The 14890-nt window shown below is 36.2% G+C and carries 13 protein-coding genes; 7 read left to right on the top strand and 6 right to left on the bottom strand.

Going from position 1 to position 14890, the window contains the following annotated elements; all coding sequences use genetic code 11:
* Positions 1–100: 100 nt before the first annotated feature.
* Positions 101–1681: a multicopper oxidase CueO gene (gene cueO / locus GWI68_RS04610; protein WP_166539516.1), complete on the bottom strand. Its 1581-nt coding sequence runs from the start codon at positions 1679–1681 to the stop codon at positions 101–103.
* Between the two features lie 213 nt (positions 1682–1894).
* On the opposite strand from cueO, the gene GWI68_RS04605 reads away from it, so the two are divergent.
* The gene (locus GWI68_RS04605) at positions 1895–2245 is read left to right on the top strand and encodes a YacC family pilotin-like protein (protein ID WP_072070992.1); all 351 of its coding nucleotides are present in this window, start codon (positions 1895–1897) and stop codon (positions 2243–2245) included.
* 134 nt (positions 2246–2379) lie between these two features.
* Here GWI68_RS04605 and GWI68_RS04600 read toward each other — a convergent pair whose 3' ends face one another.
* Positions 2380–3432: an AbrB family transcriptional regulator gene (locus GWI68_RS04600; RefSeq protein ID WP_166539515.1), complete on the bottom strand. Its 1053-nt coding sequence runs from the start codon at positions 3430–3432 to the stop codon at positions 2380–2382.
* A 111-nt stretch (positions 3433–3543) separates the two neighbouring features.
* On the opposite strand from GWI68_RS04600, the gene GWI68_RS04595 reads away from it, so the two are divergent.
* On the top strand, positions 3544–3954 hold the full coding sequence (locus GWI68_RS04595; protein WP_109407951.1) for a GNAT family N-acetyltransferase: 411 nt from the start codon (positions 3544–3546) through the stop codon (positions 3952–3954).
* A gap of 277 nt (positions 3955–4231) precedes the next feature.
* Here the strand turns inward: GWI68_RS04595 and GWI68_RS04590 are convergent, their stop codons facing one another.
* The gene (locus tag GWI68_RS04590; RefSeq protein WP_006535016.1) at positions 4232–4864 is read right to left on the bottom strand and encodes a PAS domain-containing protein; all 633 of its coding nucleotides are present in this window, start codon (positions 4862–4864) and stop codon (positions 4232–4234) included.
* Between the two features lie 64 nt (positions 4865–4928).
* A complete protein-coding gene (locus GWI68_RS04585) occupies positions 4929–5561 on the bottom strand; it encodes a TetR/AcrR family transcriptional regulator (RefSeq protein WP_072069348.1) in 633 nt (210 codons plus the stop codon).
* Between the two features lie 232 nt (positions 5562–5793).
* On the opposite strand from GWI68_RS04585, the gene GWI68_RS04580 reads away from it, so the two are divergent.
* Together GWI68_RS04580 and GWI68_RS04575 are read left to right on the top strand one after the other, a co-directional pair.
* The gene (locus tag GWI68_RS04580; protein ID WP_166539514.1) at positions 5794–7005 is read left to right on the top strand and encodes a Tm-1-like ATP-binding domain-containing protein; all 1212 of its coding nucleotides are present in this window, start codon (positions 5794–5796) and stop codon (positions 7003–7005) included.
* A gap of 16 nt (positions 7006–7021) precedes the next feature.
* Complete coding sequence (locus GWI68_RS04575) at positions 7022–7849, top strand: phosphoenolpyruvate hydrolase family protein (protein WP_166539513.1); 828 nt, start codon at positions 7022–7024, stop codon at positions 7847–7849.
* 86 nt (positions 7850–7935) lie between these two features.
* On the opposite strand, the gene GWI68_RS04570 is transcribed toward GWI68_RS04575, so the two are convergent.
* Positions 7936–8835, bottom strand: a complete 900-nt coding sequence (locus GWI68_RS04570) for a diaminopimelate dehydrogenase (RefSeq protein ID WP_166539512.1) — start codon at positions 8833–8835, stop codon at positions 7936–7938.
* A 200-nt stretch (positions 8836–9035) separates the two neighbouring features.
* On the opposite strand from GWI68_RS04570, the gene GWI68_RS04565 reads away from it, so the two are divergent.
* A complete protein-coding gene (locus GWI68_RS04565) occupies positions 9036–10376 on the top strand; it encodes an MATE family efflux transporter (RefSeq protein WP_109407955.1) in 1341 nt (446 codons plus the stop codon).
* A 57-nt stretch (positions 10377–10433) separates the two neighbouring features.
* Here the strand turns inward: GWI68_RS04565 and GWI68_RS04560 are convergent, their stop codons facing one another.
* Positions 10434–11426 (bottom strand): hypothetical protein, encoded by a 993-nt coding sequence (locus GWI68_RS04560; RefSeq protein ID WP_166539511.1) that lies wholly within the window; start codon positions 11424–11426, stop codon positions 10434–10436.
* Positions 11427–12022: 596 nt separating this feature from the next.
* Here GWI68_RS04560 and pepT point away from each other — a divergent pair.
* A complete protein-coding gene (pepT, locus tag GWI68_RS04555; RefSeq protein ID WP_109407957.1) occupies positions 12023–13276 on the top strand; it encodes a peptidase T in 1254 nt (417 codons plus the stop codon).
* Positions 13273–14640 (top strand): C4-dicarboxylate transporter DcuC, encoded by a 1368-nt coding sequence (gene dcuC / locus GWI68_RS04550; protein WP_166539510.1) that lies wholly within the window; start codon positions 13273–13275, stop codon positions 14638–14640. Before pepT ends, dcuC begins: the two co-directional genes overlap by 4 nt.
* Positions 14641–14890: the final 250 nt, after the last annotated feature.

The raw sequence follows: 14890 nt of genomic DNA, 5'->3' as shown, positions 1-14890 counted from the left end.
ATGCGATGATCTGATTTAATGAAAATAAAGGCACAAAATATTAATCCTGTGCCCTTTATCAATTTATCTTACTGATATTAATGATTTTTATAGTGATAGATTATTTACTAACGGTAAATCCCGCCATCATGCCTGTATCTTCATGCTCTAATAAATGGCAGTGCGCCATAAATGGGTGCTCTTTTGTCGCTAAATGGTCGAATTTCACAAGAATTTCACTAAACTGTCCTTCAACTTTCACGATATCCTTCCAACCTTGGCGATGTTTCTCTGGTACTCGACCGTTTTCAGATAGAATACGGAACTGTGTACCGTGTACATGGAATGGATGTAGCATCATATCGCCACGACCTGATACAACCCATTTTTCATAAACACCTTGCTTCACATCAAATGCAGGTTCTGTCATTGAAAATGGAATACCATTGATACTATTAGCATTATAGATATCTAAATCACCATTTCCATGACCGCAATTCATTCCACCCCCCATCATGCCATTACCGTTACCTTGGCGCATATGACTCATCCCATGATGAATACCCGCTAATGCTTTATCACCATAACGTTCTGTTAATAGCATCATACCTTGCATATCTAAACGCATATCCATACGTAAATGTAATGTTCGCGTTGAAAGATTGCTGAGTGTTGGTAATGCAGGAATAAGCGCTAATTGCTCAGGTAATAAGCCTTGTCCTTTTTCTGCTGATGGTAATAAACGTAACACAGGAAGCACATTATCAAATGGCGCTAAAACCATTCCCATTTGGCGTACGGGTAAAGTAACAATATCAAAATCACGCCCATCAGATGTATCCACTAAAACTTCAAAGCGCTCCCCCATTAAAATTGGCAATTCAGTCACTTTCACAGGTTCCGCTAACAACCCTCCATCGCTAGCAATAACATACATTGGTCTGCCATCACTGGTGGCAAGGTTTAAACTTCGTGCATTACAACCATTTAAGAAGCGTAATCTGATCCAGCCTTTTGGCACAATATGTTGTGGTTGAATAGCACCGTTAGTTAACATCATGTCACCAAACCAACCTATTGCGGCACTCATTACATCAAGTTGATAATCTATCTGTCCATTACTGTCTAAACGTTTGTCTTGTAAAATCACGGGCAAGTCATCAATACCCCAACGATTAGGCAATTTATGGTTTGCGGTTTCATCATCTTCAATAATGACCAATCCACCTAATCCCATAGCAACTTGTTGTCCGGTAACTCCATGAGTATGAGGATGGAACCAACACGTTGACTCAGTTTGGTTTGGTGTAAAAGTCACTGTGCGAGATTTTCCTGGCTCAATCATGGCTTGTGGGCCACCATCTTCTTCACCACTAATCTCAAGACCATGCCAGTGAACCGTTGTAGCTTCAGGCAGTTGGTTATTGATATTAATAGTGACGGGTTGGCCACGTTTAAGCTTTAGTGCAGGGCCTAATAAACTACCGTTATAACCCCATGTGGTTGTGCTTGCCGTGGGAATAAATTGAGAAACACCTTGTTGAATATTAAGAACAATCTTTTGTTGAGCGTCTGGGGTAATTTGAGGTGGAATCGCCAATGAAGGCATGTTACTTTGGGCAAACGCAAAACGACTCCAGCTTGGTAATAATGTTACAGCACTTAATGTGGCGCCTAATTTTAAAAATTCACGACGTTGCATAATATATTCCTTTGAATAAAAACAAGTTATTCTGTCTTTATCGAAATAAGATGAGTAAAGAAGCCTTGTAAACTATTACCGATGCTAAAGTTTCCCCTTACTGGAAGGTCAATTTAAAACCCAACAAAATAGTGGGTCTTTGCAAAACTTTTAACTACATTAAGCCAAATAACAAAACTTGCTAAATCATCACATAAAGGAACAGCACACCTAATGAAAAAAATGTTCGCCTTGTTCTGCACGCTAACGCTTTCTTTTTCTATGCTCTTTTCTTCGGGTGCAAAAGCGTTAACCTACACGCAAGCAGAAGACTTGGCAGATTTAACCGCTATCTACCTTTTTTTGAATAAAGATTGTGGTTATGAGCAAATATCAAAATCTAAAATTGAAAGAGCCTTGATGGTCTTTTCTCGCTCGCAACAATGGGATGTTAGTAATTATTCAACATTACCGATGAGCCAATTAAATGAAGATAGTTACAATGATTTAAAAGGTATTGAAGTGTCACATAATAAGAAATGTCAGCTACTCGCGAATAAGTCATTAAGTTTATTAAATTATTAATATACCTACTGAGTAACATTAAGATAAATAGAAAAAGATAGCCTCTTGGAATAGATTGCTTATTAACAAGAACCATATAAAGCAACTAAATAGAGGTTATCAAAGAAAAGAAACTGACTTTTTTCTCCTACTCTTTATTCCTCTTTGTGCTGATTGTTTTTCTTCTGTCTATATTCATTCCAATACAGAGCCACTGAAGGAATACTTTGAATAATCAACATTCTAAAAATATGATTCGACATCACAAATGCGGCATCCACGTTCATTGTGATAGCGGCAAAAGTCATGGCTTCCATACTTCCCGGAGCCCATGCCAATACTAATGTTGCCCAAGGAACTCCCGTTAGATAAGCAGCCCCATATGCCACCATTACCGTTAAAACCACATTAATAATAACCACTTGAACAGAAGAAAATGCGTTTTTAATTAGTGAGGAAAATGGAAAAACAACAAAATGTGCCCCGATATTCATGCCAATTAGAACCATACTCAATTCATTAAGTAACATTGGAAAGGCAATAGGTTCACTGACAAAAGATTGAATAAGTATTGCACTACCTAATGAAGTCAACATAAAGGGTGCCGGTAATCGGATTTTCTGTAATAAAAGCCCAGTACCTAACCCTAAAGCCACAATCAATAATAACCACAATAATGAAACCAATGTCATTTCGGGTATAGCAAACTCAGGCATATTGGCTTTATCAGATCCTACAATAAAACCTGCCAGAATAATCAACACCATTAAACGAATGGTATGAGAAATAACAATTTTTTGTGGTGGTGTTTTAGTGTGATCAGTCAATGCCAAAATAGCAGCCATAGCGCCAGGCACAGCACCTAACATCGACTCTTCTTTCGTCCAACCAATATGGCGGTGGAACCAAAAATAACTCACAAAAAACTGAATAGCTAAACAAACAACAAGAGTCAGTAAAAGAATAATTAAATTATCAGCACTTCCTAAATGAACTTGATTAAACATCAAACCAACCGATGTTCCTAAGGCAAGCTGAATAAATGTTAATGTATGCTTAGGAACCGCAAGTTCCCATTTAAAACGATAAGCAATAATAACAACGATAATTGGCCCAAACATCAAAGCCATGGGTAAGCCGGAGAGAGTGAGAGCGCCACCAATTAAAGCACAGAACAAAATACCTGGTAGAGTTTTTAAAAACGACATGTTGTATTACTCAGCTTTTTTAATTATGGTTTATCCTAGCATTTATATAAATATTTAATAACCAAATAGTGGTAATGTAATTATTACTATTCTTAATATTAAGAGCAAATTATGTCGTTAAAAATCACCACTCATCCTACGCATGATGAGATCAATGAAATTTATGAAGGTTTATTAACGCATAACCTTCACTATATTCATATGGATCAATACACACCTCTTGCTGTCTTTAAAGAAGATAATGATAAAAAAATAGGTGGGATCACCGGTGATATTTTGGGAAATTGGTTACGTATTCGCTATTTATGGGTAGATAAAGCCCATCGTGGAAAAAATATTGGTACCGAATTACTCCATGCAATGGAAAATGCAGCCAAAGAGAAAGGGGCTAAATATGCAGAAGTCGATACATTCAGCTTTCAAGCCCTTCCTTTTTATCAAAAGCAGGGATTTGAAATATTTGGCACTCTAGAAAATTATCCAATTAGCGATAAGAAATATTATTTAAGGAAAGATTTATAATATTTTAAACTTAATCTTTATTAATCCAATTTTAGTGCATTTAGTTTTTTTTATTTACATTATTACTGAACTCAACTTTCTTAACGTTATTCGTTAATTTAAAATGCATACAATAGAAATCAATTAACTTCTTTTAAGAAAAGAGATTCTTAAATGTAAAAAAAGGAAATAAAAAAGATATCATTAAATGATATCTTTTTTAGTTTATTCATTTATTTATTGGCAATCTTTAAAAGGGTTAGCCTTTAAAGACAATTTAACTGTCGTTATCCAATGACTACTCTTTTAGATCGTTATACACAGTCGCTCTTGAAACACCAAGGTATTGTGCAGTAATTTCCATTGCCTTACGCAGTGAAAGATAACCTTCATCCTGTAAACATAGTAGTAATTCACGTCGCTGATGTGGTTTTAATGCTCTTGGTGTAACAGAATAAGTTGCCGAAAATTCGTCAATACGTTTTTTCAGCGAATCTTCTGTCACTGAGCTAAAGGTTTCAATAATGTCATTACCTTCTTCAAGGGTTGCAAATTGGTTAAGTACCATTTGCAATCCTTTGATCATTGATATATCAATATTTAAACATAATGCCGCAACATAATTTCCTTGTTTATCTTTAATGCCGATAGACGTACTTTTTGCGGTTCTACCATCAGGAAATTGATTTGGGTAATTAGCCACAATTTGTGGGAAGTCAGACGATTCAATACGCGCCATTCCCAATTCTGTTGCTCTATCCCCAACTTTTCTACCTGATAGATTATTTTCAATGACCATAATGGTATTTTCACTATCAGTTAGATCATGAAGTACAACCTCACAAAAAGGCGATAATGTTTTACCAATGCCTTGTGCAATAAATTGTAGTTGTTCTACCAGCCACTCTTGGTCTTCTGTTTTGTGTGACATAACGATCCCTGCAATAGCTAAAACGTAAATGATTTATACAATTTTAACCGATTTATTCAAATAATTAATCGTTATCTGCAGGATAATCAGATTTTGCCTGATTTAGAATAGCTTTTGCCATCCATTGAGTCATATCAATGACCTGTTGATCATCCATTTTCCAGATATCTTTCATTACCAAAAAGACTTCTGACCCATAAATTAAAGAGAACGATTTAATCACCTTATCCCACATTTCTTGAGGATAGTGTGCTTTTAAAGGTTCAATAACTTTGAGTAAAATCTCTTTACGGTGACCACGAATAAATCGTTTTTCTGCATATTCACTTGATTGTCTCTCTTTTGCCCATTGCTGTAATGAAACTTGCAAAGCACCACGCAGTGCGCCTTCATGTTTAAACATTTGTGGATAGGCAAGATTGAGCAATTCAGTAATGCGTTGTTGCGTATTATCTTCGGGAGTTGGTGTCCATGCAATGATCGGCGCTAAACTTGCATCAACCGTGGCACTAATTAAATCACTTTGTGTGGGAAAATAACGATATGCGGTTGCCCTCGAAACACCTGCATGTGCAGCTAATTCTGACACTGTCGGTAACATTCCTTGCTCAAAAAGCCCCAACGCTGTTGTTACCAATAATTGATAGGTTCTTTTTCGTGTACCGGACATGGCATCCGTTTCATCACTGTAACTCATAGAAAATCCTTCGTTATTCCTACACTTTGTATGTCTGGGCTTATCTTAAGCTAAATACTCACAACACTTAACGTTTACTTTAGGTGATTAATTACACCTTATCGACCTTTAATGTGCAAAAAATAAAAATAATGAGACAGGAGTCTCAAAATGGTGCTATGATAAATGAAACTCAAGTCTCATTATGATTATAATCTATCCGTCGATAATTATAAAAGGTATGGGAAGGCTTATGAAACAGTATGCTGGTTCTATTTATATTGCCACAACGCTTGATACTAAAAGTGCTGAGATTTTTTATGTCAGTGATTTAATTAAAAAAGCAGGCCTTCCTGTTAAGACCGTTGACTTGACAACCAAACCCACGACACTCGCACGAGAAGCGGATGTCACAGCAACCGAAGTTGCTCGTTTTCATCCAAATGGCCAAGAGGCTGTTTTCTGTGGTGATAGAGGGAAAGCAATAGAAGCGATGTCAGTCGCTTTTGAACACTATTTAACTCACTGTGATGATGTCTTAGCCATTCTTGGACTAGGCGGCTCAGGGGGGACGGCACTGATTACACCAGCAATGCAATCTCTGCCAATTGGTGTACCTAAATTGATGGTATCAACGATGGCGTCTGGCGATATCTCAGGCTATATCGGTGCAAGTGATATCTCAATGATGTATTCCGTTACAGATGTATCAGGCTTAAATCGTATTTCTCGTAAAGTTTTAAAAAATGCAGCGAATCAAATCGCTGGTGCTGTTTATTTTTACCAAGAAGAGCATGTTGTCGATAAGCCTGCGGTAGCACTGACCATGTTTGGTGTAACCACCCCTTGTGTACAACAACTCACACAAAAACTTGAAAATAATTATGACTGCCTTGTTTTTCATGCAACAGGAAGTGGCGGCAAAGCCATGGAAAAACTGGTAGACAGTCACCTACTTCATAGTGTGTTAGATCTTACAACAACAGAAGTATGTGATTACTTGTTTGACGGTGTACTTGCTTGTGATGAAGACCGTTTTGGTGCAATCGCCCGTACCAAAACCCCTTATATAGGTTCTTGTGGCGCATTAGATATGGTGAACTTTGGTCGCCCTTCTAGTGTTCCTGAGAAATATAAAGGGCGTCAATTTTATCATCACAATGCGCAAGTCACCTTAATGCGCACAACACCAGAGGAAAATCGTCAATTAGGTATCTGGATCGCTGAGAAACTCAATCAGTGTGAAGGCCCATTGCGGTTTGTATTACCACAGGGCGGTTTTTCAGCTCTAGACATTGAAGAAGGCCCTTTCTGGGATCCTCAAGCAAACCAAGCTTTCTTCGATGCATTTATAACAACATTTAAAGAGACAGAGACTCGTCAGTTAGTCATCAGTCCTTATCACATAAACTCCGCTGAGTTTGCTCAGCAAATTTATGATTTACACCAGGAACTTATTTGTTAACCACGGAGAAAGAAGAATGACTCATTCACGTGAAATGTTACTAAAAAAATTCAACGAAATGATTGCACGCCATGAACCGATTATTGGTGGTGGTGCAGGTACTGGCCTGTCCGCTAAATGTGAAGAAGCGGGTGGTATCGACCTTATTGTTATTTATAATTCAGGTCGTTACCGTATGGCTGGTCGAGGATCTTTAGCGGGTTTGTTAGCTTATGGTAATGCTAATGAAATCGTTATGGATATGGCAAAAGAAGTATTACCTGTTGTTAAACAGACACCTGTACTAGCTGGCGTTAACGGCACTGATCCTTTCTGTAACTTCGATAAATTCTTAGATGAAGTAAAAGCAACAGGTTTTGCTGGCGTACAAAATTTCCCAACTGTTGGCTTAATTGATGGTAATTTCCGCGCTAATTTAGAAGAAACAGGTATGGGTTATGGGCTTGAAGTGGATATGATCCGCAAAGCGCATGAAAAAGGTTTATTAACCACACCTTATGTCTTTAGCCGTGAAGATGCGATTGCAATGACTGAAGCTGGTGCAGATATTATTGTGCCACATATGGGATTAACAACTGGCGGTAATATTGGTGCTGAAACAGCATTAACATTAGCGGACTGTGTTCCTTTAATTAATGACTGGGCAAAAGCAGCGAAAGCAGTACGTGCAGATGTTATTGTGCTTTGTCATGGTGGTCCGATTGCAACACCTGAAGATGCACAATATATCTTAGATAATTGTCCTGATTGTCATGGCTTCTATGGTGCAAGTTCTATGGAACGTTTACCAACAGAAGTGGCATTAACCGCAACAACAAAAGAATTTAAAAGTATTAAACGCTAATTCAAAATCATCAAGTTTGCCTAAGCGTTAATCCATATTGCCCACGTTATGTGGGCAATATTTTATACAAAGAGCCCTAATTCAAATTAGACTAATTTGGCAATTAATGTATTTAGATCACCCGCTAAAAAATCAACAGGTGGAATTTCAATAACGGTATAAGCACCTGCACGTTGTTTCATACTGGCTCTTGCCGCTGAAACCATAAATTGAGACGTCAATGCAGGATTGTTAATACGCATTGAATATTCAAATAATTGATTATGGGTTTTACCCGAAACACCTTTATGGGTCATATGAACGCCATGCCCAACATCTTTTAAGCTATCGACACAATCGACTTGCTTCACATGGGTTTCATCCGAAGAGAAATAGCTATCTGCTTTAATAGCTTGCTCTACTTGATTAAAATTAGCCCCTGCTTCTAATTCGACATAAACCATACGACGGTGAACACCCGTGCCTAGTGGAATGGTCATTGAAAGTGCATCTTTAACGCCATCAATGCTTTTAGCCGCAACACTGTGCCCCATACTCATACCTGGCCCAAAATTAGTATAAGTAATGCCTTTTGGTGCCATGGCTAACATTAATGTACGCACAATAGAATCAGAACCGGGATCCCAACCCGCTGAAATAACAGCAACACGATCATGTTTTTTAGCGACTTCATCTAATTCTGTTTTTAATGACACAATTTCACTGTGAACATCAAAACTATCTACTGTATTAATGCCTAAGCTTAAAATAGATTTGGCTAACTCTTTAATTGCACGAGTTGGTGAACATAAGAGAGCAACATCAACATTACCTAATGTTTTAATATCGTTAGTTACGGTAATATTTTGCAGTTCTTCTGGAATGTTGTTTATATCACGGCGAACAACCCCTATTAATTCAAAATCTTGAGCAGCTTGAACCGCTTCTAATGCAAATCGACCAATATTGCCATAGCCTACAATAGCCACTTTTATTTTAGTATTCATTAATTCCCCTGACTTTAACGTTAATCATCTCTTAATGATAATAGTGATTAGTTATCAATGAATAAACCATATAAATATCTTTTTTGCCAGATAAACATTATTTGCGCTATTACCTTATAAATAAACCTTGTAGAATCCCCCATCTTCCGACACGTTTATTTTAATAAATCGATTTCACTCTGTTTTTAAGAAGGTTTTCAATGCATCAGTCTGATGTAGCGGATCGCTCGCTTTTTTCTCTTAGTTGGCCAATATTTATAGATATTTTCCTACATCTAGCCACACTATTAATTAATACTTACATGGTAAGCCACGTTTCCACCGCTTACTTAGCCGCGATGGGCGTCGGTAACCAAGTTTTTGATCTTTTCATCACCATTTTTAGTTTTATTAGTGTGGGATGTAGCGTCGTTATTGCCCAATATTTAGGTGCAGGTAAAAAAGAAAAAGCCAGTCAGGCGATCCATATCTCCATTGCATTTAACTCATTACTGGGGATAAGTAGTGCGGTAATTATTCTCTTTTTTGGCTACAACATTCTTAATTTAATGAATACACCATCTCACTTGGTTCAAGATGGTTATAATTACTTGCATATTATTGGTATTTGTCTTATTCCTGAGGCAATTTCAATTATTCTTGCTGCATGTTTAAGAGTTTATGGCAAATCAAAAGCTGCCATGTATGTCACATTGATCGCTAACATTGTTACCGTTATTGGTAATATGATCGTACTTTATGGCTTCTTTGGTTTACCACAATACGGATTAGTCGGTGTTGCTTGGTCTACTGTTGTTGGTCGTATTATTGCCGTTATTTTATTATGTGGGTTGTTGTTCTACGGCTTACGCATTAAATTTCAAGCAAGACAACTCTTTATCTGGTCTAAAAATATGTTAGGGAAAATCCTACATATTGGTTTACCAGCTGCTGGTGAAAATCTAGTTTGGATCTTACATTACATGACTGCATCTGCCTTTATTGGTTTAATGGGTGAAGTCCCTCTTGCAGCACAAACACTTTATTTCCAATTGTCATTATTTTTAATGCTCTTTGGTATTGCAATTAGTATTGGTAATGAAATTCTTGTGGGACATTTAGTTGGCGCTAAACGCTTTGATGATGCCTTTAATCGTGGTTGGAAAAGTTTAAAAACTGGTGTGATATTCACAATTGGGGTAGTTATTATTTATTGGTTTATGCGCGATCCTATTTTGTATTCCATTACAGAAGACCAGCGCATTATCGACCAATTGATCCCACTGTTTATTTTGTCTGTCTTTTTAGAGCCAGGTCGTACTTTTAATATCGTAATGGTAAATGCCTTACGTGCCGCAGGCGATGCTAAATTTCCTCTTATGACAGCAATTTGCTTTATGTGGGGTGTCGCTATTCCTGTGGGTTATTTCCTCGGTATTAAGATGGAAATGGGTCTAATTGGTATCTGGATTGGCTTTCTTTGTGATGAGTGGTTACGCGGATTAACTAATGCATGGCGTTGGCGCTCTCGTAGATGGCAAGCTAAGCGTTTGGATATATAATATTTAACGGCCTGATAATATTACTATCAGGCTGTTAAATCGATATTTTGCTAAAAGTCAAATAATCCCTTCTTTATCATATTGTGCTAACACCAAACTAATTATTGAGTTTGATATGTCATTAATTTTTTCTATATCTTTAATTTTAGATAAATTAATTCTCTTATTATATTCTTTTGCTAACTTAGAAAAAAGAGTCGTTAAATAATAGTCACCCCTACTTTCTTTACTGATTAATTCATTCAATGTAATTTTATTTGTTTCTAACAAAAGTCTATTTTTAAAATTAGGATGTTTAATTAATTCTGATAATTTTATTACTATTTTTGTTTTTATTTTTAAAAAATCAATTTTAAATTCATTTTTTAATGTATTAATTTCTTTATTAATAAGCTCTTTTATTTTTGGAGAATTAGTTTTATTTAATAATTTAACTAAAGACAAATATCTATTAGTTTTACTTTCATTTATATGACCTAATCCTTTATGCATAACATCATTTGTTATTTTCTCACGTCCTGTTATCTCATCCATAATTAATTCATTAATTATTATTTCTTTTGTTGACAAATTATCTTTATTACTGATTTTATATTGATACTCAAATAATGTCATTATTTTATTATTTTCTATATCATTACTCTCATTATTTATCTTAGAAGAACTATAATATTCATCAAAAGTGACATAGTCCGAATCTAAACTATCAATCTCCTCATAATCATGGTCTGAATAAATATCATCAATGTCTTTTTCCAAAGAATTAATTTTGCCTTCCATTTCCATATAAACAGATTCTTCTCTATTTTCTGAACTTTCTGAACTTTCTGAATTTTCTGAATCTTCTGAATTTTCTGAATTTTCTGAATTTTCTGAATTTTCTGAATTTTCTGAGTGAATTGTCGGATTTGTATGGCTGATAAAATTATTTTCTGAGTTTCTTATTAATAAGATTGGATTATATTCCATATAGATATCTGTATCCACTGAACTAGTTGATAAAACAGAAGAAACTCTTTGTAATTGAGTGCTTATATTTGCAGGACACATCATTATTATCCTATTTATTTAACATGATCATATTCTATAATTTATCATTTTATCTACTATCATTTATCTACCATTTATAGATTTAATTATTATCATCAATAGATAAGAACCAATATTTTTATATAGCTCTATGTACTTTTAATTATTCCATAAGTTTAAAACAATAGTTTATCGTCATTCTTTGTTAAGAATCAGTATCCTTTTTTAAATTTAACTTTTATTAAAACCGTAAAAAAATAATTAATATAATATAATTATTATAGATATTGAATCATTAAAATAAGTAATGAGTTTATTTACTCTCTTAAAAAAACATTATTTTTAATATATCTTTTTTATGATTGCGATCACAGAAAACCATCTCAAAAAGGTAAGTAAAAATAACCTCACCCACAAAAAACACTAATTTTTTTAATAAAGAAAAAACCAAAAATTAAATATTAATCAACATTAAACTTTTCTTGCAAAAATAATTATTTTTCTCTAATTCCCTATTGTTTTTTTTATGATACAAGTAGGTGTTAGTCTTTTCTAATAAATGAAATAAGTAAGTATTAGTACAAATAATACAATTAAAAACACAATGGAGTCTTGTCATGAATCTCGTTGAACGGTTTATTTCTTATACAAAAGTTAACACCACCACAAATAGGGAAAATGGCGCTGCGGGCATTATGCCTTCTTCAGAAGGTCAGCGAGTCCTAGCATTACAATTAGTTGAAGAACTCAAGGCTTTAGGTGTTGAGGATATTAAGATCCGCGATACTGCGATTGTTACCGCAACACTACCTTCCAACCTTGATTATGAAGTGCCTACTGTTGCTTTCTTTGGTCATTTAGATACCAGTGCTGAGCAAACTAATGATACCAAAGCGCAAATCTTACCTTATAAAGGTGGTGATCTTTGCTTAAACAAAGAGCTTGATATTTATCTACGTCAAAGTGAATTCCCAGAATTAGAAAACTATATTGGTGACGATATTATCGTGACGGATGGCACCAGTTTATTAGGCGCTGATGACAAAGCCGCAATTGCTTCAATTATGGATATGTTGCAATACTTTAAACAACATCCTGAAGTTAAACACGGTACAGTGAAAATTGGTTTTGTGCCGGATGAAGAGCAAGGTTTACGTGGTGCAAAAGTCTTTGATACTAAAGAATTTGGTGCTGATTTTGCTTATACTTTAGATTGCTGTGGTATTGGCGAGTTAGTGTATGAAAACTGGAATGCCGGGGATGTGGAAATTACCTTTACTGGTGCTTCTGCCCATCCAATGTCTGCGAAAGGTAAATTAAAGAATTCGCTGTTAATGGCACATAAATTTGTTGCTATGTTACCGGGTGGTGAAGCACCTGAATATACTGAAGGCCGTGAAGGTTATTATTGGGTAAAACAATTAGCCGGAAATAGTGCACGTACCGTATTAAAAATGGATGTACGTGATTTCACCGAAAAAGGTTATGCCCACCGTATGGCATTTTTAAAACAACTTTCAGATTATTGTGAAGGTTTATGGGGCGAAGGCTCTGTTACTTGTAAACTCGCTGACCGTTATGCCAACGTCTTTAATAGCCTACAAGGTGATAATCGCTACCCTATCGATATTGCGGTTGCCGCTTATGAAGCTAATGGCATTACCCCTCGCCCAATTCCAATGCGTGGTGGTTATGATGGTGCAGCCCTTTCTCAAAATGGCTTACCTTGTCCAAATATCTTTACTGGTGCTCATAATTTTCATTCTATTTATGAATATCTGCCTGTTAAATCCCTTTATGCTGCCAGTGATGTCTTAAAGTCTGTCGTGAAGATCACTGCAGAACGCTTTGCACCTGGAGCTAAAGCATGATCCAAATTCTTGCGGTCTTAGTCGTCGTTGTTATTGTCGCTAGGATGATCTTGAAAGGATATAAAGCAGAACCTGTTTTGTTAGTCGCTGGTCTAGCCTTAATGGCGCTAACCATGATGTTTGGTTGGGGAGATATTCTTCCTAAAAATGTCAAAACAACAGGTATTGGCTGGTTAGATCCCTTTGAAGTCATGCGTGATCTCTTTAGTAGTCGTGCCGCTGACCTTGGTTTAATGATCATGGCACTGATGGGATTTGCGCATTATATGGATCATATTGGCGCCAATGAGGCCGTTGTACGAGTTGCAACTCGCCCATTGAAAAATATGCGTTCACCTTATGTGTTGCTATTTTTCTCTTTTCTACTCGCAAGTATTTTGCAACTTGCTATTCCTTCAGCAACGGGATTGGCTGTTCTATTAATGGGTACGATGTTCCCGATTATGATAGGACTTGGTTTATCTCCAGCATCGGCCGCAGGTGTAATTGCAACTTCATTAGGAGTGGCTTACACCCCAACGGCTATTGACGCCATTCGAGGTGCAAAAGCGGTTGACTTAGGTGTTGTTGAATATGTGCTTTATTACCAAGGGCCTGCGGCAATTGCAACCGTGCTAGCTGTTGGTATTACACATATCTTCTGGCAACGCCATTGTGACCGTAGAGCCGGATTTGTTCCTCAATTAGGCAAAATGTCTGAAGAAGCAAAGAGTGATAAAAACGTACCCGGCTTTTATGCCTTACTACCAATGTTACCGATTATTATGGCAGTAGGTTCATCAAGCCTATTTGTTGAAGGAATTCACCTTGACGTGGTCACTATTGTATTGATTTCAATGGCAATTTGTATGCTAATTGAAACATTACGTTTACGTGATTTTAAATCAGTGTGTGCGGGCTTCCAGCATTTCTTAAAGGGGATGGGCTCTGCATTTAGTAACGTTGTAGGGTTATTAGTCGCCGCAGGTGCCTTTGCTCATGGTATTAAAGTTAGTGGTGCAATAGATAGCCTGATTGTGATGGCGGAATCTGTGGGCTTGCCGCCATTTGCTATGGCATTGGTCTTCGCAGTCGTGACATTAGCTGCTGCAATTATTATGGGTTCAGGTAATGCTCCCTTCCTTGCATTCGTTGAACTTATTCCACAAATTGCACATAGCATGGGTGTCAACCCAATTGCGATGATTTTACCAATGCAACAAGCGTCACATATGGGACGAGGTATGTCTCCTGTCGCAGGAGTTATTATTGCAGTATCTAGTGGTGCTAAATTGCAACCGTTTGATGTTGTAAAAAGGACGGCGATCCCACTTATGGTCGGCTTTGTATTCCATAGTGCTATTATTGCTATCTTCTATTATTAATAAATATACCTGAAGTAATATTTCTTACTTCAGGTTATTTTCAAATAATAAACATTATATTTTTTCAATAATCTGAATTTATATTCAAAAAAAACAACAATTAATATAAACATAAAAAATTAACAAAATAACAGAAAGTTATTTTTATACTCCAAAAAATAAAGAGCCTACTATTTTCATTGTTAAAATAATAGTGTGATATTTAATTACTATTCATTACTCTTTATTTTAACTATTCAGAGTTAGCCCA

The sequence above is a fragment of the Proteus sp. G2669 genome (genome assembly GCF_009915245.1).
GTDB lineage: Bacteria > Pseudomonadota > Gammaproteobacteria > Enterobacterales > Enterobacteriaceae > Proteus.
Note: the sequence above shows the minus strand (reverse complement) of the source record. Positions and strands in the feature narration are given on the sequence as shown.